Annotated in this window: 37 protein-coding genes; 1 reads left to right on the forward strand and 36 read right to left on the reverse strand. The window is 51.1% G+C overall.

Going from position 1 to position 24,879, the window contains the following annotated elements; genetic code table 11:
- Positions 1 to 2: 2 nt before the first annotated feature.
- The 36 genes from E4L36_RS00945 to E4L36_RS01115 form a co-directional block, all read right to left on the reverse strand.
- A complete protein-coding gene (locus E4L36_RS00945) occupies positions 3 to 329 on the reverse strand; it encodes a hypothetical protein (RefSeq protein ID WP_136678609.1) in 327 nt (108 codons plus the stop codon).
- Positions 329 to 1,486 carry a hypothetical protein gene (locus tag E4L36_RS00950; protein WP_136678610.1) on the reverse strand — a complete coding sequence of 386 codons (1,158 nt, stop codon included), beginning with the start codon at positions 1,484 to 1,486 and terminating at the stop codon, positions 329 to 331. The genes E4L36_RS00945 and E4L36_RS00950 overlap by 1 nt, the downstream gene beginning before the upstream one ends.
- A gap of 38 nt (positions 1,487 to 1,524) precedes the next feature.
- Positions 1,525 to 1,950: a hypothetical protein gene (locus tag E4L36_RS00955; RefSeq protein WP_127692889.1), complete on the reverse strand. Its 426-nt coding sequence runs from the start codon at positions 1,948 to 1,950 to the stop codon at positions 1,525 to 1,527.
- Positions 1,950 to 2,474, reverse strand: coding sequence for a glycine-rich domain-containing protein (locus E4L36_RS00960; RefSeq protein ID WP_127692888.1), 525 nt, complete (start codon positions 2,472 to 2,474; stop codon positions 1,950 to 1,952). The genes E4L36_RS00955 and E4L36_RS00960 overlap by 1 nt, the downstream gene beginning before the upstream one ends.
- Before the next feature lie 35 nt (positions 2,475 to 2,509).
- Positions 2,510 to 3,400 (reverse strand): hypothetical protein, encoded by an 891-nt coding sequence (locus E4L36_RS00965; RefSeq protein ID WP_136678611.1) that lies wholly within the window; start codon positions 3,398 to 3,400, stop codon positions 2,510 to 2,512.
- The gene (locus E4L36_RS00970) at positions 3,393 to 4,853 is read right to left on the reverse strand and encodes a hypothetical protein (protein ID WP_136678612.1); all 1,461 of its coding nucleotides are present in this window, start codon (positions 4,851 to 4,853) and stop codon (positions 3,393 to 3,395) included. Before E4L36_RS00970 ends, E4L36_RS00965 begins: the two co-directional genes overlap by 8 nt.
- Entirely contained in the window at positions 4,850 to 5,437 is a 588-nt protein-coding gene (locus E4L36_RS00975; protein WP_136678613.1) for a hypothetical protein, read from the reverse strand. Before E4L36_RS00975 ends, E4L36_RS00970 begins: the two co-directional genes overlap by 4 nt.
- 47 nt (positions 5,438 to 5,484) lie before the next feature.
- Positions 5,485 to 5,895: a hypothetical protein gene (locus tag E4L36_RS00980; protein ID WP_127692884.1), complete on the reverse strand. Its 411-nt coding sequence runs from the start codon at positions 5,893 to 5,895 to the stop codon at positions 5,485 to 5,487.
- 68 nt (positions 5,896 to 5,963) lie between these two features.
- A complete protein-coding gene (locus E4L36_RS00985) occupies positions 5,964 to 6,959 on the reverse strand; it encodes a N4-gp56 family major capsid protein (protein WP_136678614.1) in 996 nt (331 codons plus the stop codon).
- 179 nt (positions 6,960 to 7,138) lie between these two features.
- Entirely contained in the window at positions 7,139 to 8,098 is a 960-nt protein-coding gene (locus E4L36_RS00990) for a hypothetical protein (RefSeq protein ID WP_136678615.1), read from the reverse strand.
- Positions 8,099 to 8,139: 41 nt separating this feature from the next.
- A complete protein-coding gene (locus tag E4L36_RS00995; protein ID WP_136678616.1) occupies positions 8,140 to 8,337 on the reverse strand; it encodes a hypothetical protein in 198 nt (65 codons plus the stop codon).
- Positions 8,327 to 10,435: a cell envelope integrity protein TolA gene (locus tag E4L36_RS01000; RefSeq protein ID WP_136678617.1), complete on the reverse strand. Its 2,109-nt coding sequence runs from the start codon at positions 10,433 to 10,435 to the stop codon at positions 8,327 to 8,329. The genes E4L36_RS00995 and E4L36_RS01000 overlap by 11 nt, the downstream gene beginning before the upstream one ends.
- A 26-nt stretch (positions 10,436 to 10,461) precedes the next feature.
- A complete protein-coding gene (locus E4L36_RS01005) occupies positions 10,462 to 11,184 on the reverse strand; it encodes a hypothetical protein (RefSeq protein ID WP_136678618.1) in 723 nt (240 codons plus the stop codon).
- Positions 11,181 to 11,879 (reverse strand): terminase family protein, encoded by a 699-nt coding sequence (locus tag E4L36_RS01010; protein WP_136678619.1) that lies wholly within the window; start codon positions 11,877 to 11,879, stop codon positions 11,181 to 11,183. The genes E4L36_RS01005 and E4L36_RS01010 overlap by 4 nt, the downstream gene beginning before the upstream one ends.
- Positions 11,863 to 12,429 (reverse strand): terminase small subunit, encoded by a 567-nt coding sequence (locus tag E4L36_RS01015; RefSeq protein WP_127692877.1) that lies wholly within the window; start codon positions 12,427 to 12,429, stop codon positions 11,863 to 11,865. The genes E4L36_RS01010 and E4L36_RS01015 overlap by 17 nt, the downstream gene beginning before the upstream one ends.
- A 240-nt stretch (positions 12,430 to 12,669) precedes the next feature.
- Positions 12,670 to 13,005, reverse strand: a complete 336-nt coding sequence (locus E4L36_RS01020) for a hypothetical protein (RefSeq protein WP_136678620.1) — start codon at positions 13,003 to 13,005, stop codon at positions 12,670 to 12,672.
- On the reverse strand, positions 12,989 to 13,168 hold the full coding sequence (locus E4L36_RS01025) for a hypothetical protein (RefSeq protein ID WP_127692875.1): 180 nt from the start codon (positions 13,166 to 13,168) through the stop codon (positions 12,989 to 12,991). Before E4L36_RS01025 ends, E4L36_RS01020 begins: the two co-directional genes overlap by 17 nt.
- Positions 13,165 to 13,566: a M15 family metallopeptidase gene (locus tag E4L36_RS01030; RefSeq protein WP_136678621.1), complete on the reverse strand. Its 402-nt coding sequence runs from the start codon at positions 13,564 to 13,566 to the stop codon at positions 13,165 to 13,167. The genes E4L36_RS01025 and E4L36_RS01030 overlap by 4 nt, the downstream gene beginning before the upstream one ends.
- A 39-nt stretch (positions 13,567 to 13,605) precedes the next feature.
- Entirely contained in the window at positions 13,606 to 15,249 is a 1,644-nt protein-coding gene (locus tag E4L36_RS01035; protein WP_136678622.1) for an immunoglobulin-like domain-containing protein, read from the reverse strand.
- Positions 15,249 to 17,081 (reverse strand): Ig-like domain-containing protein, encoded by a 1,833-nt coding sequence (locus tag E4L36_RS01040; RefSeq protein WP_136678623.1) that lies wholly within the window; start codon positions 17,079 to 17,081, stop codon positions 15,249 to 15,251. Before E4L36_RS01040 ends, E4L36_RS01035 begins: the two co-directional genes overlap by 1 nt.
- Positions 17,081 to 17,314, reverse strand: a complete 234-nt coding sequence (locus E4L36_RS01045; RefSeq protein WP_136678624.1) for a hypothetical protein — start codon at positions 17,312 to 17,314, stop codon at positions 17,081 to 17,083. The genes E4L36_RS01040 and E4L36_RS01045 overlap by 1 nt, the downstream gene beginning before the upstream one ends.
- The gene (locus E4L36_RS01050) at positions 17,311 to 17,577 is read right to left on the reverse strand and encodes a hypothetical protein (protein ID WP_206064473.1); all 267 of its coding nucleotides are present in this window, start codon (positions 17,575 to 17,577) and stop codon (positions 17,311 to 17,313) included. Before E4L36_RS01050 ends, E4L36_RS01045 begins: the two co-directional genes overlap by 4 nt.
- A complete protein-coding gene (locus tag E4L36_RS01055) occupies positions 17,570 to 17,839 on the reverse strand; it encodes a hypothetical protein (RefSeq protein ID WP_136678625.1) in 270 nt (89 codons plus the stop codon). The genes E4L36_RS01050 and E4L36_RS01055 overlap by 8 nt, the downstream gene beginning before the upstream one ends.
- A complete protein-coding gene (locus tag E4L36_RS01060) occupies positions 17,836 to 18,051 on the reverse strand; it encodes a hypothetical protein (protein ID WP_127692868.1) in 216 nt (71 codons plus the stop codon). Before E4L36_RS01060 ends, E4L36_RS01055 begins: the two co-directional genes overlap by 4 nt.
- Entirely contained in the window at positions 18,044 to 18,571 is a 528-nt protein-coding gene (locus tag E4L36_RS01065; protein WP_136678626.1) for a hypothetical protein, read from the reverse strand. Before E4L36_RS01065 ends, E4L36_RS01060 begins: the two co-directional genes overlap by 8 nt.
- Positions 18,572 to 18,763: 192 nt before the next feature.
- On the reverse strand, positions 18,764 to 19,381 hold the full coding sequence (locus E4L36_RS01070) for a hypothetical protein (RefSeq protein ID WP_136678627.1): 618 nt from the start codon (positions 19,379 to 19,381) through the stop codon (positions 18,764 to 18,766).
- Positions 19,381 to 19,869 carry a hypothetical protein gene (locus E4L36_RS01075; RefSeq protein WP_127692865.1) on the reverse strand — a complete coding sequence of 163 codons (489 nt, stop codon included), beginning with the start codon at positions 19,867 to 19,869 and terminating at the stop codon, positions 19,381 to 19,383. The genes E4L36_RS01070 and E4L36_RS01075 overlap by 1 nt, the downstream gene beginning before the upstream one ends.
- Positions 19,870 to 19,933: 64 nt before the next feature.
- Complete coding sequence (locus E4L36_RS17770) at positions 19,934 to 20,089, reverse strand: hypothetical protein (RefSeq protein ID WP_169051435.1); 156 nt, start codon at positions 20,087 to 20,089, stop codon at positions 19,934 to 19,936.
- Positions 20,086 to 20,445 (reverse strand): RusA family crossover junction endodeoxyribonuclease, encoded by a 360-nt coding sequence (locus E4L36_RS01080; protein ID WP_136678628.1) that lies wholly within the window; start codon positions 20,443 to 20,445, stop codon positions 20,086 to 20,088. Before E4L36_RS01080 ends, E4L36_RS17770 begins: the two co-directional genes overlap by 4 nt.
- Positions 20,442 to 20,732 (reverse strand): hypothetical protein, encoded by a 291-nt coding sequence (locus E4L36_RS01085; RefSeq protein ID WP_127692863.1) that lies wholly within the window; start codon positions 20,730 to 20,732, stop codon positions 20,442 to 20,444. The genes E4L36_RS01080 and E4L36_RS01085 overlap by 4 nt, the downstream gene beginning before the upstream one ends.
- A 2-nt stretch (positions 20,733 to 20,734) precedes the next feature.
- On the reverse strand, positions 20,735 to 21,235 hold the full coding sequence (locus E4L36_RS01090) for a recombination protein NinB (RefSeq protein WP_136678629.1): 501 nt from the start codon (positions 21,233 to 21,235) through the stop codon (positions 20,735 to 20,737).
- Positions 21,232 to 21,492 (reverse strand): hypothetical protein, encoded by a 261-nt coding sequence (locus E4L36_RS01095; RefSeq protein ID WP_136678630.1) that lies wholly within the window; start codon positions 21,490 to 21,492, stop codon positions 21,232 to 21,234. Before E4L36_RS01095 ends, E4L36_RS01090 begins: the two co-directional genes overlap by 4 nt.
- Positions 21,489 to 22,022, reverse strand: coding sequence for a replication protein P (locus tag E4L36_RS01100; RefSeq protein WP_169051436.1), 534 nt, complete (start codon positions 22,020 to 22,022; stop codon positions 21,489 to 21,491). Before E4L36_RS01100 ends, E4L36_RS01095 begins: the two co-directional genes overlap by 4 nt.
- On the reverse strand, positions 22,015 to 23,046 hold the full coding sequence (locus E4L36_RS01105; RefSeq protein ID WP_136678631.1) for a hypothetical protein: 1,032 nt from the start codon (positions 23,044 to 23,046) through the stop codon (positions 22,015 to 22,017). Before E4L36_RS01105 ends, E4L36_RS01100 begins: the two co-directional genes overlap by 8 nt.
- Before the next feature lie 359 nt (positions 23,047 to 23,405).
- Positions 23,406 to 23,726: a hypothetical protein gene (locus tag E4L36_RS01110; RefSeq protein WP_136678632.1), complete on the reverse strand. Its 321-nt coding sequence runs from the start codon at positions 23,724 to 23,726 to the stop codon at positions 23,406 to 23,408.
- A 54-nt stretch (positions 23,727 to 23,780) separates the two neighbouring features.
- Positions 23,781 to 23,996, reverse strand: coding sequence for a Cro/CI family transcriptional regulator (locus tag E4L36_RS01115; protein ID WP_127692857.1), 216 nt, complete (start codon positions 23,994 to 23,996; stop codon positions 23,781 to 23,783).
- 99 nt (positions 23,997 to 24,095) lie between these two features.
- Between E4L36_RS01115 and E4L36_RS01120 the strand changes: the two genes are divergently transcribed.
- Positions 24,096 to 24,800, forward strand: a complete 705-nt coding sequence (locus E4L36_RS01120) for a helix-turn-helix transcriptional regulator (RefSeq protein ID WP_127692856.1) — start codon at positions 24,096 to 24,098, stop codon at positions 24,798 to 24,800.
- Positions 24,801 to 24,879: the final 79 nt, after the last annotated feature.

Raw genomic sequence — 24,879 nt, forward strand, 5'->3', positions numbered from 1 at the left:
AGCTACACCTTTCTAGCCCCGGCCAAGAGGCCGTTTGTGAGTGATTGGTTGTGGCTTGAATAGTTACCAATACCGTTTGTCGGTGCTTGGGCTAAAGACTGTTGATAGCGGCGTTCAGCTGCTTTCTTCTCATCCTTAGCTTGCTGGCGCTGCATCATGTATTGAAGCCCAGCACTGGTTGCACCTTTCCAAAAATCGGGGCTAGACACGTAATCGCCGACCGTTTCAAAGAAGTCGAAGCCATCCGTACTGGTAGCGTCTCCATCGAACAGATCCCAATCAGATCCACTGCCATCGGATAGCACGGGAATATCTAAATCAAAACTCATTAGCTAACTCCTGGGGCTGGCATATTTGAAAGGTTGATCCATGACAGATTCCAAGTGGGCATGCTGCTGTAGAGCTGTCGAGTAAAAGCCAAATCAGCATCACGGCGCGCAATCGTGTTCTGAATCATTACCTCTTTGTCTTCAGGCTTTATGCTTGGTGACGTTTCAATCTCGTTGATAGAGATCGTTGCCTGCTTAGTAATCTCTTCAACAGCCGCCAGATACTCTCCATGGGTGTTCGCCGTTACATCGTAAGCACTGCGCTCGATACTCAGTTGGTTGTTGTAACGAGCCAGTTCCGCCTGATTTCGGAACTGCTGATGATTAAGTGCGGCATTTTGGCGGAATGCACCATCTTGCAGCGCAAACGGAGAAGCCGCCTCGATAGCAGCACGCTCACCCGCTCCCGCAGCAATTGCAGAGTTCAGGAGCCCTCGCTCTGCGGCGGTCTCTTTCGCGTTTTGTTTTGCAGCTTGGATATAGGGATTGTCGCTCGCGGTAATGCGATTGAGGTGATCTATCGAATACTCACTTTCTGTACCCGTGCTACCTGCTTGCGAAGACGGTAGGTTCGATGAGCTATCACCCGAGGGCGAGCTGGCAGGTTGCCCAGCCTGCTGGCCACCTGTATTGGTTACAGGTCGATATGGTGTACCAGTGGGTGAAATCGTCCATCCGTTATTGTTTGTTTGGCTCGCAGGGCTGGCAGATTGAGACGATGCGATAGCAGACGCTACCTGTGACGCAAGAATACCGCCGTTGCCGTTACTTGAACCTGTGGAGCTTGCTTGAGTTTGACCGGCGACGTTACTAGGGTTAGGGGGTTTTACTCCGCCTGTTTTTCCTGTCTGGGGAGCTTGGTAACTTGTTGGGTTCCAAGGGATGCTCTCGAGTTCAGTAGGAGACACCCATTTTGTTTTATTGCCGCGCGCCTTTTTGATCGTTTCTGGATCATTTGCTCCAGTCTTCAAACCACCTAAGTGCCCTAGTCGGATCCACTCTGCATGGGTCAGAGGGCCGTCTGTGTCAGTATATTTTTTACCGGGGTTGGCTGCTTCCCACGCTTTGACATCTTCGTTTGAGATACCGCCCGTTGCGCGGAACATGTCACCGCCGCGAAGGCCTTTAGCAACGGCCTCCTCATATGTCATTGCCATGAATCTTTCTCCTCCGTTTCACAACAGTGGGTTGGTAATTAGCTGATTGCGCTGGCCTGAATAAACATTTCATCAATCTCTTGTGGCGTAAGCCCAAGCTGAGACCCGATCTCGATGATCATCGTGCTATTGCGATGAAAGCTCGCCTCTTGCCACGCCAGCTTAGTCAGAAACGGGGTATCCTGACTTTCCATATATGCTTCAACTGCGGGCAAGTGGCCTGATAAATGAAGTAACGCTTTAGCTTGAAAACGAGTTACCGTTTCAGGGACTGAAAGAGCCGACATATCCTCAGGTGGCGGGGCAAACTCACCACTCACGCTATCATATGTCCAATTGGGGCCAGCGAGTGAACTCCCTAAGGGGACAACTGCTTCATACAGTTCCTGAGCGTGAGCCAAGTAATCGGGCGGACATCGCTGTACAGAAACTACAACTCCACCATTAATCAGTGCATGCCGCATTAGCTAGCCTCCTCTAACCATGAGAGTATCGCCACACCTGCTCCCGGCTGAACGCTAGGAGATCCACCGAAACCATATCGATGAACCGGCGTGACGATCTTCTTGCCGGACTCCCCATCGATTCCGTTGGGCTCTCCACCATCGCCATCAATGCCAACCTTTGGTGAAGTAGACATGCGGACTCGGCCAGCCTTTCCACCAAAAACAGTGAATGTTTTTGCCTGTGTGGTCACCGAGGAATTAGATCCATCAACACCCGAGACATTGATATTAGAAAACCCGGGGCTTTCGGAGTTAGAAATTCCAGCATCACCCACCTGAATATCGACAACCTCACCCGGTGTGAGTGAAATGGGCAGGTCGACAATATAAGCGCCACTTCCTCCGTATGCGGCTATCCCATATTCATGTTCGTTGCGCGCCCCGCCGCCCCCTCCTGCAACTAGCGTAAGCCGAGCAGCAAACACGCGGTTAGGAACGGTCCACAAGGCTGAGGTATCAAAAACCTCAACGCGCTCTCTCATGTTGCCCCTCAGGCCAAGAGTTTCCTTTAGTGAGCTCAAATCAACCTCCATCCTTCGGTAGGCCCGAAGTATTTAAACGTGCACGCGATATTCGGGATATTAAGTAAGTAGTCGTCAGAGCCTCCCTCGATTCGCTCTGCTGTGTTGCCCGAATAGCCCAACAGGGTATCGTCAAAGCTGCCGAGACGAAGGGTGACTTCAGCACCTACAGCGGGACTTAAGGGCATGGGGTAACGCTGCCCCGCGCTTTTCACTAGAACCACATCACCCACCACCAACTGTTGACCAGCGCTCGAGCTTTTCACTGAGTTCGCAGGGGTGACGATGTTCTGAGCCGCCTGAGCATATCCTTGCGCCCGGTTGGCTTCGTGCTCGGCTCGGTCAGCTTGGGCTGATGCACGGCCAACTTCGGCCTGCGCACTAGCCACTTCCCTTCCGGCTTGGGTTACCTGCTCTTCTGCAAGGGCGACCTGAGCCGCTGCTGCATCAACTCTGCCTTGGGCTAAAGCAACTTGTTGAGACGCAAGCGCAACCTGGTCACTCGCCTGTTGTCGCTCTAGCTCGGCATCAGAAGCAGCCTGCTGGGCAAGTCCAGCAGCATGTTGAGCTTGGTTAACAAGCAATCCACACTGACTCGCTGACTGTTGAGCTGATTGCTCTAGCTGACGAATACCACTTGCAGAGGCTTGTGTAACAGGCTTCCCCTGCTCATCGAACTCAAGTATTTTGCCTTTACGCGTTAAAACGTCCGGTAACTCAAACCCATCTGTTTCAGGTACTGACACCGTTTGCTTAAAGCGCTGATCAGCCTTATCAAAGCCTGCTGCCACTTCATCAAACTTTGCATCAACATCACCACCGCGCGCTGTCTCGCCTGAAATAAAACGCTGACCGGGGTCGCTGTTGTCATAAAAAGGGTTAGCCACGTTCTAACCTCCGCGCTTCGTATTGCGTTGTATAACCAGTGATTGAGAAAGGTGCCGTGCCATTACGCAGACACGAGAACGTCAGAGCCATGTCGGTTGCCGTCCCAGCAATTGATATCCGATCTCTCGCTTGAATAGGCCCTGACCAAGCGAAGCCATCCCACTGAGCCTGCCCCCAAAAGCCGCCGGCAGCTGAACGCCCTAAAACTTGCGCCCGGTGTCTAGCAATATCAGCATCACCGCCGTTGAATTGAGGCAAGACTTTAAGGTCGATGGCTTCGGTATTGGTTAGATCAAGCGCGATCCTGCGTATACGCTTACGCACATCAGGGGATCCGAATGTGTTGAACGCGGTTGTCATCGTTGACACGATATCAAGCCCAGCAAAGCTATCTCCCTGATCAAAGCGATACACGCGACCATCATCAGAGCCAAATAGAGAGACCTCCTCCCCCGAATCAAGCTCGCCGGAGTAGGAGCATCGAACCGCATGCTCAAACTGTACGGTCGTCGCACCTACCGTTTCGGTCGCATACGTCGTCAAGTAGATACCTTGCCCCTCTTCGCTAAAGACACGGAGCTGATTGGAAGCCTTATTCACCAAAACTATCGAGGGAACAAAGCCTTGCTTGAAGAGTGGATCAACCTGATATCCAACCGTGGCAGGGGTAAAATCTCCGAAAGCTTGAACTGCCTGCAGGTTGCTAATGCCACGCTCGCTAATGAAGTAAGGGCTGACCATATCAGCAACCGTCCAAGGCTTTGCGCCTGCGTTAGCCGTGAGCCGCTTTAGCTGAAACGATTGCCGAGACTGCCCATAGAGAGCCTGAATACTATTGCGGCAAAAGGCTATCAGCACGCCGCCAGTTGTCGATGAAAATCCGGTCAGCGCGTCCGACGTACCAAACTCGCCAGCATTACCGCCTGCCCAATCTTCAGGGTTACCAACACCAGAGTGCTGAATGCTACCGACTTCAAAGCCTAGGAAAAGATGGAAATTGTGGCACTTCAACCACTGAGCACCGCTCGGGGCTGAGGTGATTTGAGAAAGGCTGTTGCCATCATATTTCCACGGTTTACCACCGCCGACCATATACAGTGCTCGGTAATAATCCGTCGCTTTGAAGGTATAGTCATCAATCGAGTAACGGCCTACTTCCATGCCGCTACCGACTAGCGTCCAGCCGCTACCCGTATTTTTATACAGTGCTGCGGTGTTTCCTGCTGATTGCTCCCGAATCGCTACATAGTGATCACGGAATGCGGCTACGCCCAAAATAGGCCCTTTACCCGGCACGGTTCCCGTGAGCTCTTCGTACCCTTTGATAGCACGATAACCACCCTCGATCGGACACTCAAAGTTCTGGCAGAACAGCAACTGACCGGGCTTTATTTGATTAGGCGGAGCTGCGAGATTCAAGCCACCCTTAAGCGGCGTATGGATAGAAGTCATACCAAAGGCCTTGCCAAAGAAATGGCTGGTCGGTAACTACGCGAAAGCTCGCTGATGTTTTCGTTGTAGCTCTGTCGTGCACGAGCCAGCACTTCAGGTGCATTCTCGTACAGAGCGTAATACTCCATCGCCTTATAGACGATCAGCATGTGAAACCGCTCTGGCATCAGTGGAGTGTCGACGCCTTCCGTTAGAATCTGAGGGGTGCGGTAGTACTCCAGCTCAGCCGAGTAAGGTTGGTCAGGTATCGCGCTAAAGTGAGCGACGTGGCCAGCATTGGTCCAAACCACGGGCAATCCGAGACCGAAGACCGTCAGCCGGTAACGCTCACGAAACTCACCATACGGCAGATGAAACAGCTCTCGCTTTTGTCCCTGATGCTCCAATACAAGCGCGATTGGTAAAGCACAGTCAGTTGGCAGGCTTATCTTTTGTGCATCGACAACTAACGCAGCGTCTTTGCGCATAAACTCCCAATCAGGCGTGCTCGCTTGGATCTCCACCCATGCCTGAGCAATCCAGTCGACAACGAGCTTGTACTCTCCATGCTGCCCGACCACAGAGGCCGGGCCTGTCCCTGACATACCGCACTCCTGACGAAGGCGTTTACAGAGTTCGAGAAAGGTCATAGTTAACCTTGATACTCACGAGACTGGAACGGATAGGCCAGCACCTCTCGAGGCTTCATATCTTTCGGGCTGTAGACTTTCTTTTTCGCATTATTCAGTACTTCAATGACGTAATCAGGCACCTTATGCCACTCGCCACGAGGCATGACAAAAGAACGGCCATTAACATGAACCTGCACTGGTTGAGTGTCTTTATCGTCTTCTGGAAACATAACCTCAACGTACTTCGTGCCTTCCGGCAGAACGGGTTTCGAAGTATCAGCATCATCACTTTCTAGCGGTTCGCCGAGGACATCTGCAATCTTCTTCAACAAACCTTTCTCAGAGATGTTGGCGCCATAGTTAATACCCAGCTCTTCAGCTTTCGCCTTTAACTGATCGATGTTCAACAATTTCAAATCTTCGATAGACATACTTACCTCACGGCCTTCACAGGCAGTTTAAATTTAGGGGAGCGCCACCATCCTTGGCAGCGAAGCCGTTACTGCATGTTGTCAGTCGCAGCGACTTCTAAGCGGACGATCCAGCCTTCGTTTAGGATCTTGGCTACAAAGTAAGACTTCCAGCCGACATAACCACGTTGACCTAGCGGGTCGCTAGAGTCAGTCTCTTCGACCGGTGTTACCTTCGGCGTAATCGCTTTTTTACCTTTGAGAGGAATACAGCCATAAGCGTCTTGTCCGAAGTAGATGACAGGGTAAACGTCAGCATTCGTGCCGCTGTCGGATACCATGTTCCCAGCAGCACCACCCGCATTAAGGAATGCGTCCAAGTCTGGGGACAGCACATAGCGAACATCTTCAACCTTACCGATTTCATATGGCAGAGGTTTGGTAGTTCCGTATTTCTCGACCGGCGTGAAGCCTGGCATATCGCGAATATCTGATTCCAGATTAGTGTGAGCTACAGCAATGTATGCTGCAGCAATCGCTTCAGTGCCGTACTTCACAGAAGAAGATGCCATCTTGGTGACTTTCTTCGCTTTATTACGTTTTAGCGCTGCAGTCACTGCGCGCTGCAGCTTCAGCTTAATTGGCTGGTTGACACCGCTGCGGGTATTGCCGTTTGCGTAATAGACGCTCGTGCCTGCGCGAATAGCACCCCAAGTGACCGCTTCAATAGTCGCACCGGCCTGCTCACCGCATAACTCGGTACCGACTTTTAGAACAGGATCTTCAGCCATGTCCTGAACGTGATCGGTGATCTCTGCAACGTCACCGTATTGCACCAACGTTGCTTCAACATCTTCAAACTGGATCTGGCGAGAAGCTGGAGTAACACCCTCTTGCAATCCTGCTGTCGCAACAGGGAAAGGAATTGCACGGCGAAACTTAACAGCGTTGGCGGTATTCGTCGGAATCGGTTTGTGCTGCCCGAACTTCGAGAGAATCATCACGGGTTCTGCGTGTTTCAGCATATCCGCCGCAGCCCATGCGGCAGTTCGTTGGCTAATGGAGCCATAGGTTGTTTGTGGCATTAGGTTTTGCTCCTAAGTGTAAGAAATAAAAAGGGTTTGATTTTCCTTTCACCGGCTTACACGGAGGAGTCATAAAAAAGCCCAGCGTCCATAGAGGCTAGGCATTTATGTTCGTCCGTTTTTTCGGTTACGGGTGTTGCGAGCAAACCAAGCGTTAAGCGTCCGTAGAGGCCATACGCTTAGTCTGCGAATTCGTCAAAAGCTGAATCGAAATCGTCTTCTGCTGCTGATCGCTGAGCATGGCCTTTAGCAGGCAGGGTCTGCGATTGTGATAGCTTTCGGTCTCGATTCGCTTTTCGATGCTGCTCTTGCTGAGTTTGCTGCAGCTTTTGATAGTCCTGATGCTGGTTGAAGCCATTGAGTAGATACGCAGCTTCAGAGGCGTCATTGCTATTCATAAGCTCTTGCACATGCGCAGGCTGGGAAGATATCCAGTCCGTGAACTCTGCTGTACTGACGGTTTGCTGCCAGCCGGGAAACTGCTGATCCAGTAATTGGACTTGCATCTGATGCTGTTGGTGCTGTGCTTGCTCCTGAATCGGTACAACCTGATTCTGCAGCTGCTGATATGACGTACTTAACTGCTGCAACTGAGCTGCCTGAGCTTGAATCGCGCGGGCTGCCTCAGGAAAGGTCTCTGCCAACGCAGACATATCTTGCTCTGATAGGACTGCTTGCTCCTGCTGCGCTGGCGCTGCAACTTGATTCGCTTGAAGCTGGCGTTGCAGCTCATTGATTTGGCGCTGTAGCGTAGGCACTCGACCCATCTCGGACTGATAGCGATGCTTCCATGGGTTGTCCTGAGAGTCCCAATCTGTCCCGCCTGCCTGCTGACCATCCGTGGCGCCGTCCGCGGCGATTGCTTCCTGCTCTTCCTGATTCCCACCTTCAGGTGCCGCTTCCTCTGAGACTGCATCCTTGTTCGTGAAGCGCCCCTGCTCGTCACGTGGCTGGCCGGGCTGATCTCCAGCTTCAGCCGCAGCCTCTTCTGCTACTACTCCTACTGCTGCAGTTGCGCTATCGCCGCCACTAGAGTCATTGGAAAACTCTTCAAACGCAGCATCAAAGCTATCCTCGCCCTGATCCAGTGTTTCTGATACTTCAGGCGTTTCTGTAGGTTGGCTTTCTTCTTGGTACATAGTTCCTCCAGCGATCTTCTCAGACGGCTCTTGGTTGCGGGTTAAAGGTAATCTTGTGAGCTGGTTGTAACAGGCTCTTTGCTTTCAGGCAGAGCAAGCAAGTCATCGATAAGCCTGATGATCCCGCGCTGCTGTTCGGAATTAACGTCGTTAATGAGCTCACCAACAGCAGTACTGCGTCGTTCATTCGCAAACTTTACAACTTCATTCCAGGTACGGGAGTGGGTATTAATTGCCATAGGTGTCAAACCCCTTACTCAGATTTTCAGCCTGCAGCTGCAGCTTGGTTTGATCCTGATTGGCCTTCACTGCAGCCATATCACGCTTGTTCTGCTCACGTTGCTGTTCAATACCAACTTTTGCCTCAAGCTGAGCAATCGTGATCTCGTTGCGTGCTGCGATCTCCGCTAAGCCTAGCTCTCGCTTCTGCTCTAGCTCCATTTGCTTGATTTGTGCTTCTTGCTGCAATGACGCCTGCTTGTACTCAGCATCGGCTTGCAGCTTTATTTGCTCTAACTGAAGCTTCGCCTGATTTAACTGCAGAGATGGGTCAGAAGGCTGATTCTCAGCCGCTTTACGAGCTTCTTCTTGTCTCTGGGTGACCTCTTCTTCCGATAACGCAATCTTGTCGATGGGAATCTCCAGCGACTTCGCTATCTGCTCATGCAGGCCTTTCCAATCCGTTCTGATATTAAACTCTGGGTTTCCAGCAGCGATATTTGCATAGACCATCAGGTTTTCTTGCTGCTTTTCCTTCACCAAGAGGGCGCCAGATCCACGAGCATCAATGGTGTAATCGCCTTTGATATCATCGTTCTCACCGTACTGCATATTCCAGTCGTAGAACCGACCAATCAGTGTACGCGTAATATCGTCATCCCAATTTTTTACAGCTCTTCTCAGCACGATATTGGCAGAGTTCATCAGCATCGACATGCCTTGCGCTGTCTGAGTGATATGACCAGCCTGCTCGCCCTGAGCAATCAGAGGTAAGTTAGTTTCCTCATCCGCTAACTGGCGACCTAAAGAGAATATATTGGCCAATTCGGCTTGATGTGACTGGGTGCTGAAGCTTTGAAAAGCGGCGCGAATATCCGTGACTGTCTTCCCTTCACGCGTTACCCAAACCTTTTTAGGTGTTAAAGCCCACTTTCCATCCGCTGGCTGTACGAGGGATTGGTTAATGACAATCTGATCAGCCACTGACTGTCCGCCATTGTCCATCATCATTCGCATAGAGGCGTTGATAATCTTCTGCGGGTTTCGCATCAGGTAAGGCACGCCAAAACCAAAGATACAGCTTTCATCCTTTTCCCAATTGAACACCGAATACGGGAACTCCTCGGTATCCATAGAGTTCAGAGATACCTTTAGCACCTTGTTGGAGGAAAAGAACACGATGCCATAAAGTTCATTATCGAGACCATCGACCTCATCTAGCGTTTTCTCATCGGCCTGCGCAATGCTAAGCGCATCGATCAGTTGCTGCTTTTTAATCGGGCCGTGATACTCCCAAACCTCATACTTATTTGATTCACCAATCGTATCAACGCCGGTTATCTCGCGAATATCATCGATATAGTTTTTAGCGATAGACGCTTCGTCTCTATCGCCCTTCGCAAACTCGTTAATATTCGAGGTAATCGTGTTAGGCAGCTTCGAGAACTCTCGCAACTGCTTTTTGGTCCAAAGATGACGTTCAAATATAAACTCAGCTTCTTCGATCGTTCGCGCGGACATATCTGGGAAAAAGTTCCAGTAATCAACGCGCTCAACCGCGGCGGCTAAGTCCTCTTTAACATCGAGCTCAAAACCATTCTCTGCCTTGCGCCAATGACGCTTAGAGCGACCAACGACCACAGGCCCCTTTAGAACTCCAGTACCGCATTGGCAAGCATCATGAATAATGTCTCGGGATTTCAGCGGGTACTTCGACTCGTTGAGCTGATCATCAATCTCGGTTTGCATGGCATCAGCCATCGCTTTAGCCTGACGATCATCGCCATGTGCTGAGCCTGCGCTACCGGTGATGACGGGGACAGGTGTTGGCTTAATACCCCAATTACGATCATCAGTCGGAAAGAGCATATCCTGACAGCGTGCTTCTGCTGCATTGGTTTTATTGCGCGTCAGGTTGGTGAAAATCTTGGACCCTTCAACTCCTTTAAGCTCTTCCGGCGAATATTCACCGTGGAACTGGCGTAGATCTTCCAACCAACGTTGCTCGATTTGAGAGCGCTTGGAAACCTGCCGGCTAGCCTTCTCGGTCAGTGAGGTAGCCAAGCTATCGAGGCTATCTTTCATATGCTCTAGGGAGCGTGGTTGCTGTTCTTGCATTCGAGTCTCACGACTGGATTTTCTATTTAATATCCGGCTACAGAATCGCCAACTGCCGGACGGCTAAATGTCGTTTCTACGGGCTTCGTTATGGCATGCTCTATACCCATGACGAGATATCGCAGCGCATCCATGAGGTGGTCGTTCTTTTTAACAATCCGCCCTTTGTCGTCACGACGATAGATACGATATTCACTCGCCGTGCTGGTTAGGGTACTGAAGATTTTCAGGCGCCCAGTAGATAAGCGCTCGTACACTTCCAGAAGACCTGCTTCAACAGCCTTATCAGCTCCCACCAAACTCAGGCCCTCGCCTTCATACAGGTCCCAGAGGTTCCGACCATCAGTTTGAGATCGTCCTCTCGCCGCAGTATCAATGATGCCGGGAATCCAATCTCCTCGCGCCTTAATCGCTGAGGCATGAACGCTAGGCTCTGCCTGCCCGCGGTAATGTTCCGAGTAGCAATAGATCACATCACTATCCCGGTCATGCGCTCCCCAGATTGCAGCAGTTTTGTTCCAGCCAACATCAAAGCCGCATGCTCGATAAAAGTGTGCTGGCAGCTGAATAGGGGTAATAAACACTTCCTCCTCAGGAACTGGATAGATCGCGCCCGAGCCCAGAGACGGAATGCCTTTACGGCGCGCGTCTGCCGTGTGTGGCGCCATACCTTTAGTCATACGCTCGATCATCTCGTCGGAAATGTGCGGTACATCGTCCCAGCCTGCTTGAATCACTGCCCTGCTCATAGCTCACCTACTGATTCCAAGAAACTCACGACCAACTCCGTCAGGCCGCTAAGTGGGGTAAACGTCAGAACTGTAAGACCGTGCGTGGTCATAGTTCGGATCAAGGCCTCTTCATACACATCAAGAGGACACTCTTCATCGAACCAAATCCAGTCTTCTTCAGTGCCCTGAAATATCTTTCGCCCCTGCTCGTACGAGCGAAGTTTAAGTGAAGAAACGCCGCCGCTGACATGGCGTACAGCCAATGACTCAAATGCTTCAGGAATGCCATGCTTCCGCGTGCACTGCTCGATGATCAGGTTGTCGCCAGGTATAAGTCCTGTGCCGAGGTCATCCCAATCGCCACACAGTTTTTTCTGGATGATGTCCCGCGTTGTAATGCCTGTGTCACCAGAAAGAAGTCCTTTAATCGGACGTTCAAATCGGTGTCCTTCCCACCACTCTGGATACAACCCCGTGGCATGACACACAGTTTCATAGCCACCGCCTGACTCTGTTTTACCAACACGGTTACCTGCCATAAAACAGCGCTCGTCATGCTCAGCACCGGCTCTAAAAAACTCCAGATGCTTTTTGTAGAGTTCTCGCCGAAGAGGCCCTTCATCTGGAAACAGATCAAAGAACTTGCGCCTTGCTTTGCGTCGGGCTCTTTCTTCCAGAAGCGCGAGATATTCAAGCCTATCCCGCCTGTTCAAGAGCCGCTATCCGGGCTTCAATTTGATCGTCGGTTAGCTCCTCATGCTGCAGCTTGCCGGAATGCTCAACCTTATCCTTAAACGCCTGTACATTGACATGCTTACCGAGCAGCTCAAGGTTTTTGAGTTTGTCAGGCCATTTGATTTTCTTGAGGATACCAATCATTTCCCGCTCGTCGCCCCGGCCTTCATGCAGTTCCGCTACATCCATACCAGAGATGAACTGACGCCAGATCGGCGGCCAATCAGCAATATGTTTGAATGAGCCGTCAGAGTGCATGATGTCGAGCACATCCATCTGATCAATCTCAACTAGCCGCTGAAGGACGTAATCGGCATCGATCTTTGTGCGCTCTATCCGCTGCTCCATAAGCTCAGCGATATACGCATTAATCTCTGGCATCTTCAGCAACTTATAAGCGGTATTGCCTGCTGATGCGGGACTATACCCAGCGGTAATCGCAGCAGATTGCCCTTGTTTCTGAATAATGTACTGACGACAGAACTCACGGCGCTGCTCTGTCCAATTGAACTCTTTGTTTCTACCCATGCGGCTTCTCTCAAGCGGCTAAATCATCGGTTTTGTTAACGCTGACCGGAAACAGCGAGATATAGACCACCTCCTTTTAGGGCTGCCTACTCATCTTTGCAATGCTCTAGCCTTCCGGCATTGACCTCTCTCGCACACCTCAGTCGCGCGTTGCACTCTTTAATGGCGCCGACATTCAGTATTCCCCAGTTCAGCAAATGCTTTCTCTGGATCCCATCAGCAAGATAAAGCTCGCAGTCTCTAAGGTATCGTTCTGGAATCGCTGCAGGCGGTTTCGATAACAAGTCCGTTAGCGCACATGACGCCACGGACAAACTCATCAGAAAGACGGCCATCAGTCGAAGTATCGGCTTCATGTCTCACCCGGGCGGTAATGGTTTGAGTGGATTTACGCTGCTCAGCTAGTTGGCTTTCAAGTACGCGGTCGACTTTAGTTTCTAGCTGCTGACTATCTTTCATCTGCTGCAACTCACTTTCGAGTACAGCCTTTTCCTGTAGCTCTGTGTAGATGAAATATACGAGCCCTATCGCTAGTGGTGCTGCCACAAAAGGCCAGTACTTAATCGGGCTTAACATAGCGCTCTCCCACGTTTCCGGCATTGTACATACCTAAGATGAGCGTTTGCGCTGCAACCCAAGTACCGCCTTCAAGCTGCCCTGAGAACAGCGCGATGTGAGAGACCAGTGCCGAAACAGCCGCTAAAGCAAATTTTCGACTCCGGTATCGGTCATCTGTCATGCTACGTTTCGCTCGGCTGGATACGATGCCCAAGGCAATTGGTAATGCGGTCCATCCTTGAGCGATGCCCAGTTGCCACCCCACTCCAATGGGATGCCCAACTCCTGAGCAGCGGCGAACATAGCCTCAGCTATTTCATAGTAAGGAGGCCAACTCCAATCGACTCGACCATCCACCCAAGCACCAAGATCAACGGCGTGGCCGGTTAAGTGACGACTACGCAAGGTCGTAGATGATCCAGCAGCCAGTAACTTGCGCTGTCGGTCAATTGAACGAACGCCTTCCAGCACAGTGAAATCAACACTCGTCTTTTGAATAGCTCGCTCTACTACGCGCACCAGATCAGGATGAACGCCTTCAAGACGCTCACGGGAACGCTTACCCAGTTTGTAGCTCATAGAAACCTCGCGCCTCACGGCTGGAGTTGGTGGGAATAGCTATGCGGCCGACGCTGTCCAGCGCACAACTTTTTCACGGATCTTCGTGCCATCTTTAAATACGGCAACCGTGAACTCATGATCACCGTATCCTTGGAAAGCCCAATGCAACGAGCCGTCATCGGAAAGCGTTAGACCTGCAGGCGTCGCTCCAACCACTTCACAATAGAAGCGAGCATTAGCGTCCGCTGGCAAACTTACGTCTTCATAAATGATGCTCGGGCCATGTTGTCCAGTAGCAGGCACATCGCTACCTAAGACGCCGCGGGGAGTTGGCTCCGGCTCGCTAGCAGATGAGGCGATTACTGTAACGAGCTGCGATACGGAAGCGCTATTTCCAGCTGCATCGGTTACCGAGAATACAACCTCATGCGGCCCGCCCGCTGTGCTCGTGTCAAAGTCATCACCCGTCACTGTGATACTCGATGTAAGATCGCCATCAATATCATCAATAGCTGTAACGGCAGGTGCCACATACGCATCGCCTACAGCGAGCTGGATAGTGGTTGGGGCGTTTAGAGAGATCGACGGAGGCGTTGTGTCAGCTGTATTTTCGATCACAACAACGAACTGCGACGCGCTTGCGCTGTTTCCGGCGGCATCCGTTACCGAAAAAATAACCTCATATGGTCCACCCGCCGCACCTGTATCAAAATCAGCACCAGACATCGTAATGGCGCCCGTTAAATCGCCGTCAGTGCCATCGCTCGCCGTAACATTGGGGGGCGTGTAAACATTCCCTGTTTCGAGATGAATATTGGTCGGAGCGTTCAGCGAGATCGATGGGGGTATTGTATCGGGCGGTTGAGTATTGTCGCCGCCACCCGATACAAACGGGGTAACGGCAACCCACTCCATCGAACCAATGTCGTTAGTCATACGCATCTCGACATTGACTGTTCCTTCTGGCAGTCCCGTTAGCACCAGCGGATTCGAGCGCGCCAACTTGGCATCTCCACCATTGACCCGATACTCGGTACGCGAGGCATCGTTAGAATCGTAGCTGTGAACAATCATTGCAGAGTCACCAGTGACGAACTGGGCGTCGCTGACAGTCAAAACCCCAGAAGGGGCTGCGGTTGGCGCGGAGCCGCTCGTCGTTATTGTGACGGGGGTACTTGGCCCTTCACCAAAATCATTCACAAACTTTAAGTGGTATGTGACCTCAGTACCCGGAACTAGATCATCAACAACGTGATACGTCAGCGTGGAGAAGTTTCGATCCGAATCGTCATCACGATCAATCACGATATAGGACGCGTCAGAAGCGGATGCTTCCCAGTTAATTTGATGAGATGTAAAGCCTTGAGTGCTGTCACTGACAAAGACTGGTGCGCTTTGTGGGGCCTGTGTTGGGAAGGTTCCGCTGTGGATACAGGTTCCCGACACCGACTGCTCAGAAGTTTCCCCATCTTGGTTGACCGCTCTGACCGATAACTTGTACGCCTCCCAGTTTCCTAGCTTTGGCGTGCTCAACGGTCGACCGGCCAGATCATCAATTGAAACAAAGTTCCAATTCCCGGCGTCGTTCATTCTCCACTCGAAACCCGTATGGTCTTGACCGTCGTAACTGACATCTGCATAGACCCGATCAAATTTCTTGAAGGATCCTTTGATCGATAAAACTCCGCTTGGCGCAGCCATTATGTAACCCTCGCTAGATATACTTTCGATGTTTCGCCGCTTCGAGACCACAGGTAGATGATAAATTTCATACCGTGCAGCTCTGTTGCGAAGCTCTTGTTTTCTGTGTAAGAACCGTGCTGGTCGGGGTATGCCCCTTTCGGTTCAACCCGCTTGAGTGTGTTGTCTGACAAGTCGAGATAGAAAAAAGAGTTGCCAACCGGCAGGCCGTCCTCCTCGACGATCGTGTCGTGCATACCCGCGTAGGTTGTCAGTACAACCCCATTAGCTCCCCATTCTTCAATGAACATTGATGGGTTAGACGCACCCTGAACTCTCACCAAATCACCATCAGTATTGATAGTAGTGAGAGCATTATTTACGGTTTGCACCGGCCCCCACGTTTCACTGATCATGTCAAACTCGGCAAATGTGCCACGGTGGTCACACCAGAAAATCATCTTCTGATCGTTCACCTTCGCGAGTCGGGTGTAGTCGGTGGCGTAAAGCCCCGCAGGCACGGTGCCAAGCTTGATCATCTGCGTCGGGTTTGCCCCTTCCAGCTTGTACATTCCAAAGCTGTCCATCACTCTGGCCATACGTCCATAGTAGGTATTCTTTTGGTCGCATCGGATCATGTACTGACAAGGCCCACCCGAGTGATACTCGCTAGTACCCTTGTAAAACATATGCTCTCTACCTGTCTCCCCAGTATCGAGCTTGTGATAGGCATATGCCTGCCTTACGGAAAAGACAGTATTGTCATCCCAAATACCAACCCCTTGGTATGTATGACTAGAAGGCGGTCGGCCATCCGGGAGAGTCATCTTGAACTCACCGTCTTCCGTGTAATACTGCTCATACTCGTAAGGTTCAAAGCCGCCACTGGCAGCAATATCGACACCACCAAATCCAATACCGGACTCGATACGACCGCTCAACGACTTGTAATCGGGGTTCCAGGGGTAGTCTGGGTGATCAGGATCAGATGGCATTGCGAAGATGTCCGCAGACATGGTGCTGTAGTTGATTCTCCACCCACCATTGAGTGTTGAATCTCCGTGCCCCCCGCTACATAACAAATAGGCAATTTTCGTTCTTTCATCGAATGCCTGCCCAATCCAGGATCGGAAGGTTGCACCTACTTTGCCGCCGGTACCGAAAGCTTTGGTGTTAACATCGAACCCGTTTGCATCCAACTCCGCTCGAATCTGCGCTACAGGATCAAAGCCCGCCACTTCGACGAAGTACAGCTCATCCAGACTCGTGACTGGGATCTTAGTCAAAGACTCTGCGGTGACGACACCCGCAGCGTCCCGCTCTGGCGTCCATACCGTCTGGGCAACAGGCGCTTCGCCTTGCCCCAAACGCAAATCAGCGTTACCAAGCGTGCTTACTCTGTTTACTGAACGGCCAAGATCTAGGTCAACTGCCCCCGTTGTCGTGAACTCCATATCTACACTGCTTGGACTGATATCGCGCCCCAAGCTGAGATCATCACTACCAACGGTCTCAATCACCAGCGCAGATCGCGCAATAGCTACGGTAACCTTGATAGAAACCGAGACATCGCCCGCCAAGTTCTCAACAGTGAAGCGGAACGCATCGGAGCCAGAGATACCCGAGTTGGGTGTATAGCTAAACTCTCCAGTTGCGGCGCTAAACGAAACGTTGCCATTGATAGGCGTGGCGGTAATGCTCACAGACGAAGCGACAATCGAGCCACTGAGCCCTGTATCAATACCTACAAGGTCAATAGCAACGGCTTCGCCTTCAGATGTGTTTGCAAAGTGAAACCGTGTTGGCTCACCTGCGCCACTACCGACACCGAACGACAGATCAAGCTCTAACATTATCCCTCCATGACCTCTACAACTTGAGGAGCTGTGAAGGTTATCTCGCTGATGTGCCTCGCAAACGTGGTCACACCACGCGGCATAGTGGCTGTATTCCCATCGAGTTGATAATCGGCATCTGCGATTAATCGAATAGCCAAAACATTACGAAGATCTAGCGTTGTCACGTTGGTGCGAATGCTTGATACCGCAAAGGCCTGAATTGGATTTCCAACAGTGGACTGTCTCACTTTTTACACCTCATTTCCGGTGGCATATGACGCCGCTCCATCTCAGAGTCGTAGGCGTTACGACAGTGGTCGTCTTGCCAGAAAAAGATTGCGTTCACTATACGCTTTGGCCAGCGAACGCCGCGATCACGATCAAGGCGATAGCTGCGGGATGAGATGGCCTCGTCGGGATACCCACCAAGCAAAGCAGCATTGATTAGTTGGTTTAGCGCGATAATGATGTTCATCAGACGCTCACCAACAGCAGAGATAAACTTACTCATCACAACCTCCGTTTAGAGGCAGGTCGATCAACTCTCCGTCGCGGAAGAAACGAGCATTGGTAATCCCCTGCTCTGCATAATGAGCTTTTAGGTCTGCAATGAAGGCGCTGAAGATACCGACGCCCTGCGTTTGTGCCCATGCAAGATGCACATCGACAGAGTTAGGCAACGTGCGCGTGATCACACAGCTAGCAGAAAATGACATGCCGTTACCGTCATAGCGCGCGAGCTCAACGAGAGGCTGAATAGATAAGCGGCTCATACCAGTACGGCCTTTAGAGCAGCTAGCCAGCCGAACTCTTGAACAATCGCATACAAGATCGCCCCGATCACGGCCCATTTAATCTGATTCAAGCTACCGACCATTTTGCTGAGAGCTTCGCTCAGCTCACCATGCCCTTTCTTGAGCTCGTCAATCTCTTTCTCGTGATAGCTGACCTGCATCTCTAAGCGATCAATCCGTGATTCACTCACCGCTTCCATCCTTAACGATCACTGGGGTGGGCTGGTTCACGATTACCGGAGCCGGTTGTTCGATCACAGTAGGCGGTGCCGTTGAGTCCACGTGACTGGAGCTGTCATTGATCAGATCGCCATCATGAGAGCTATCAACCGAATCGCTGTTATAGCTGTTGCTCGTGTTGTGCCCTGCCGCTTTGAAACCGTCAGCTGCGATCTTTGTCACTGCCGCCCAAGGAGCAATGCCGACTGACTTATTCACGACGTTGTTCGCGAAGTCCCAGCCATTTGTCTGGCGCGGGACATGCAACTTGTCGCGCGGATCCTTATATGTGATGTCACAACCAGATGGGCAATGCGCTCTCAACGTGGACTGCGCCATCTGCGATTTGATTAGCTCTAGTTGGTTTGCACTGATTGGTTCATTCGAAGCACAGCCAGCAAGGCCACACATGGCAATTACTAATAGTGCAATGAGAAAGCCCGGGCGCGGGAAATCGCTCCGGTCACCGTTTCTGCGACAGAGGTTTGTCATTTGAATCACCATGATTGATTGGATAGGTCCTACTCAGTCGAGCTTCACAGCTGGACGTTTTCGGAAGGCTGCGCTGTCTCACGACATGGCAAGAGGTCAAATTTCAGGCATAAAAAAACCCCGCCGAAGCGAGGTTTCTTTTCAGCTAGACGCAAAAACTACATCATAGCTATTTACCTGTATAAAATTACACTAATTTGCGTCAGGGTCAACCGGATCTTTAAATAGTTTTAAGGGCAACGGCAAGAATATTCTCTTAGGGTAGCTAATTTCTCCAACAGCTCTCAAGCAAAGAGCCCTGACACACACTAAATCATCCTCTGAAGAGAATCGGAATACATCCCCTATTTTGCGAAGGCCTAGACGCTGACCTACCATATTCCCCGCAATTACAATCTTTTCAGCCTCGCTTTGAAACCCGAGTTCGATCCATTGTTTTGCTGGTATGTAAAAGTAAGTATTCAAAAGTCTGGTGGTATCACTACCCGAGCAGTTGAGAACACATTCATTTGAGGAACATTTAGCCTCAAAAATATTGCTGGTTGCGCTGCGGGCGTCCTTTTTTACACCTATGAAGTCTTGATACCTAAGAGTAACGACCGCGATATACCAGCCCACCACTGCAGACTGAACAACGCTCGACTCAAACGCACTACCGAAAAGACTCAAAGCCCAGTAGAACGAATCCAGTGCGCCGGTATACCCCATGATGAAGCGAAACTCCATTAACAAAGCAGTAGAAATCAGTAATACCACTGAAGCTCTGGCTACAAAAAACCGCAGCTGGTCATTCTTGAAAATAGCGAGCACTACCCTGCCTCCTGCACAAACCCCTCTATGATCTCAAGATTATACGCTAGCCGGTCGTAACCTACATTTCGATTGTGAGTGTAAGACCGTACCGATACTTCCAACCGATCTGCCAACTCCTTGTTCGAGAACACGCGCTTATAAATTGCTTGGTGATATGCCCGAGCAAGAACTGCCGCGGCGTATTTGTCTTCGACATTGCGGAACATAGCCCGAGCCTTTCCATAGTTGTGATGTTCGCGGCGCAGGAACCTAGCCTCGCTGATCATCTTATCGTCCGCTTTGTCATTGCTCTGGTGCTCATCTGCTGATGCAAAGGCCGCGGTAAGCTGCTTTTGTCTAGTGATGCTAGGCGGCCGCTTGTTTGTGATCTGCTGAAACCACTCTAACTGAGATGGTGCGTGCCAGCCTGCAGATAAGCTGGGGCTAAGATAATAAGACACCAGTATGCCTATCAGGTCGTCGATTTGATCCTTTCTGTTCACCATAACTGCTCTTTTTGCCCCTCGATGGTAACCATGTTTACTTATTCGCCCTTAATCGCCTTTCGGGCTATCTACCCCATCGGTCTCTAACTTGCTGCTCGACCTGTTGTTTCTGCTCTGAGCTCAGATGGCGAGTCTCCCAATCAAATAGCTGTTTTCGGTCATGGCGGTGGCGTCGCTGCTTCATACGCAGGATGAGGTCCGATACCTGGTGATCGTTCATACCACACCCTCGAATTTCGATATCTCTACAAAGCACGCTCCGCCTTTCACAACAGGCCCTCGTATCACTCGAATGTCATCGACTAACTCATCGTCTGCCCATACATTCGCAGCGGTTATGGCATCAAGAACACCTTTGCTGTAGTTATCGATATCGCGCTTTCGGCGACATGGTGGGTATAGCGTTAAGCGCAACGCTAAGCGCCCTGTTTGGACTGGCCCTCGATACTGGGCATTGATCGCGGCCACCGCATCTTTTTTAAATTGCCGCCCTCTTTTGCTCGTAATTTTCCGGCCGTTCGCAACAGCCGTGATGTTGTTGACCGAGGGCGGAAATGGAATAGAGAACTCGATCATGCAGCCACCTCTATCAGTCCACGTCGCGTCAACTGCTGTAATGTCAGAACAATCGCTCGGTCCATTCTCTCTCGGCGCTCCTCTCGTGAAAGGTGATGACCATTGTCGATTTCATGGTGGCAGTCTGGGCATATTGCTGCGGTCAGGGAATCATCGACCTTTTGGCCCATCCCCTTGCCCTCGTTCCGGTGAGCTACTTGAATACCCCAAGCACCACAGAGCACGCATTGGTCTAACTGCCCAACAGCTGCCAACCACTTTCGACTTCGGTAAGGTTTTGCCTTCATGCTCACGCCGCTCTCCTATTCTGCTTTTGCATCTCGTCGTAGTACTCCTCATAGACAGCTAGCGCGGGTTCACTCCACTGCACCCCCATTTCACAACCTTGCGCATAGAGAAACTCGACAAAGTCCACCGCCTCAGATTTGCGAAACTTAGTGGTTGTTGGCCGTACGGTGATGGTTCGACGCCCATCCATACTCGTGATGAGTTGCCCCGGGTGTGTTAAGGGCTCGCCCATTGAGAGCTTTTCCTGCTCAAACTGATCAACCAGCAGTGCTTTCCATACATCTTGGCTGTATCGCTTCTTGCCAAAGAACGTGACCTGCTTGGCGATATCACCAATCATCGCGTGGTACTTCTTCTCCATCGTGCGGGTTTTGCTCTCTTCGGTGATGGATACACAGCAAGGCTTACCGGCCTTTACCATGGCGCAGGCTATTTCCCATGCGCGGGTCATTACAGGCCGCAGCTGTGACTCAGAACGAATCGTTGTCGCTTGCTTACTCATCGCTGCAGCTCCTCCAAACGCTTTCCAAAATCAGAGAACGGAACACGGAGCAGCGGCTTACTCACTCCCGGCCATAGGGTAAGTGGTGTGGCTGCGTTTCCCTTCTTGAAAACAGTCAGTTCATGCTTATCGAGAATCATGTTGATCAAGAACGTGCTGCATCCAAAGTGAGTAGCGACCTCTGTCAGCGTCTTCTTGTCACCATGAGTGCGGATGTACTCCACGATCTCGGCATGGTCGTACTTCAAACCGCTCATAACCGTCTCCGTAGTTCAGCCAGCGCAGCATTCCCCGCCTTCATCGCTTGCTGGGTTGCCACCTTCCGTCCGTTGCGATGATGCTCAAGCGCGCGCGAATTAAGCTCTGGCAGCTCCAGTACTTCGCCGTTCATGACGCGATCACACAGGGCTTCATACTCAGCCTTGAACCGTGGGCGTGTGACCTTGGAGGTTTCAGAGCGCAGTTCAAACCATCCGGTGTTCTTACCGGCGTAGTACACCGCTGGGTGGGTCCACTTGGCGTGCAAAACGCGATGCCCGTTGTTGCAAGCTTCCAAGTACGCGGCCTCGGTCGAAGGCAGTCCAAACTCCTCTGGGGTGGTCATGCAGAGCTTGCGAAACTCACCGAGGTTTGGGACAAACTGACTCTCACGTTTCAGTAGTTTGACGAAACCCTTCTTGATCATGCCCTCGGTCATATCGCGTAAACCCAAGCACCACGTTTGGAAGGACTCCCCGCCAACCTCGCCGTACTGGTTGGCAAACTGCGCGCCATAGATCTCACTCATACGAAGCCACAACTGAGTCATTGATATCTTCACTTGGTCGCTGACCATGGAGTCTCGCGAGGTAGTTGCTTGCGGCGGCGTGCTGGCGGTCGACGGTTGATAGCTTTGGGCCGGTGGCAGTAGATCGTTGAGCGAGTGGGGCTTGGCCATGGTTCACCTTCCAGTCGTTTGTGTAGTGTTCATCAGGGCCGAAGAATGAGGCCATTGTCTTAACAAATTCAGTATTCAGGATGCTCTTCGCTTCGCAGTAAGCCGCATAGCGCTTCATGCCCTCTGCGAGTTCACGCCATGTTGCACCTTGCTTGATGCGAGCATTGCAGGCTTGAAATGCCTTACGCTTGGGATCTGAGCCTTCTCGACGAGGACGCTGTTGCCAGATCCATTCGAACTCTTTGGGGTATTCATGGATAGATCGCTTGGGGGTTGGAGCGTTGACGGTCTGTGAATCTGCGGATGAGGCATAAGTATCTATCCCGTTAGGGATAGTATTATTGTGTTCTTGTGTAGTGGCCCTTTTTGTTGGCCCACCGTTGGCCCTTTCGTTGGCCTCTGTTTCAATACAGGCCCCGTCATTGCTGGGTTTTGGTTGGCCCTCTTGCTGGCCCTCAATGTTGGCCCTGTGTTGGCCCTTTTTTTCTTGATAATCACTGTAATTACATACAGTAAAAATTGAGCCGTTACGTGTTGATTGCTTTGTCAGCATCCCTTCGGCTTCAAAGAAGCTGATAATGCTACGCATCTGCTTCTCTGTGACACCAACACGCTCAGCGAGCGCCTTTCTGCCTGACGCGAACTGCCCTATTTCTAACTGAACCGGCTTCGTACCTAACATCGTCTTTCGGGGCTTATGAGAAGCCAGCATGAGTATATGGACCCATGAGGATAGGTATTCAGGACGACCAGCAAAGGCGCTCTCCTGAAGCGTGCGATACAACTTTATAAACCCCGAGTTAAGGGGTGCTTCTTCATTGTGCTCCATGCGGGGCCTTCTGAACTGGATTACCTGTGCGGTCTGTGACATCATGGTTTCCTCTGTGAAACCCTCGTTGTGGCCCGCCAGCCTTTAGCAACGGGGGTTTTCTTTTACCTGTCTAGTGCGGAGCGTTCGCCGCGTTCGCTTTGTGCTCGTAACTGAACAGTGCCCTAGCCCAGCCGATAAAGACCAAGACGCTGTTCAGTCCCCTCTCATAGAAAGGGCTACCAGTCGGCACCACCTATGGCGCCAACTGGCGTGTTGCATCCGGCAGTCCTCGCCGGATGGCTAAGCTAGATCTCCTGCCAGCTTTTTGAAGCACACTCGGAAATGCGCTTGAAAAAGGAGGCTGATTCAGGGAATCAAACAATCAGCCTCAAGGCGTACAGTGTGTTGAGATCGGTAACGGGTCAGCCGTGCAAAGTGTCTGGGCGTCGCGCCTCAGCAAAGAGACGCGAAAAGCGCGCATCGTCATGGGTATCTTGCGAACGCTCTGTGCTGAAGAAATCCATGGAAGCCATGGGATGATTAGAATCGGTGACAAGCTCGCGAGCCTGCGTCAATCTTTCCTCAGCTAAACGCTGCTCTAAACCACCGGGCTTTTTCAGCGCGACGACAAAACAGTCGTGCAAGATCTGCGACATACTTCGGTCGGTTAGCTCGCTGGCACGTTTTAATTGGTCGTTCTCTGGCTTCGTGAGGTGTATGCACTTGTTATGGTCTTTCTTCATGGGAATGAGTCCTTATGCTGCGGCTGGCTGCTTGGTTTGTTTTTTGTATGGCCTCTAAGCTGCTGATTTCGGCTTATAGAATGGGTTTTCTGGGTCATCTTCACGACGAGCTTTGAGCTTTCCACTCGTAGCTTTTTCCAACTCACACTGCTTCGTGTATGGAAGGCCGCCCTTTCGGACGTAGTAGGACATGCTCGGCCTCGACAATCCCATTGCCCCTGCGGCTTTCTCATAAGTTTTGAAATACTCGATAGCTTCTTCTGGCGTCATGAAATGTTTCAACCTTTAACCAAAATTAATGACAGAAGTTTAAACACATTAAACAGAAGCGTCAAAGTCTTTAACTAGCAATTTGCTTAAACTATTTACATGGAAAAAACTATTTCGGCTCGAATAGCACAACGAATGGAAGCTTTAGGGCTTTCTCAGGCAGCGCTTGCACGCAAGGCGGGGATTAATCGCGCTTCGGTTTCTCATTGGCTTTTAGGGAATAACAAGCCGTCAGGCGATTCTCTAATTAAGCTGGCTGCCGGCTTAGAGTGCTCGGTTGAGTGGCTGCAGACAGGTATTGGCGAAAACGACAGAGGGGCTGTAGGTCTTGGCCTAGACTCCTCACCGTTGGGGCTAGATTCGAACGGCGGCACAGTCCCAACGCCAATCTATGATGTTGAGTTCGCTGCTGGGTTTGGTGCTGATGCTGGTCTAGAGTCGGAGCCTGAGTACCTGCAAATTCCAGCGTATTACTACACAGAGTCAGGTGTATTCCCTGGCGATGGAATGATCGTGACTGTGCGCGGTGACTCGATGGAGCGCACGTTTTACAACGGCGATAAGCTCATGATCGACAAGTCCCAAACAAAGCCGATTAATGATGCGGTGTTCGCTTTTAACCTCGAAGGTGATCTAAGGGTGAAACGCTTCTTTAGGAAGCTGGATGGTACTTGGAAGATTAGCAGCGATAACAAGGATGATCCCGCTTACGAAGATGAGATCATCTCCCCCGATAGGCTCCAGTTCATCAACATCATCGGACAAGTCGTTGCGCTGGTTCATAGGCCAATAAGACGGATTTAATAAGTTAGGTTAGACATGGAAGTTATAGCTCTTATTGTTATTGGTTTTATTGTTTATAAAATCTTTGACTCAAACTCTT

It is taken from the genome of Neptunomonas sp. XY-337 (assembly GCF_004959845.1).
GTDB lineage: Bacteria > Pseudomonadota > Gammaproteobacteria > Pseudomonadales > Balneatricaceae > Neptunomonas > Neptunomonas marina.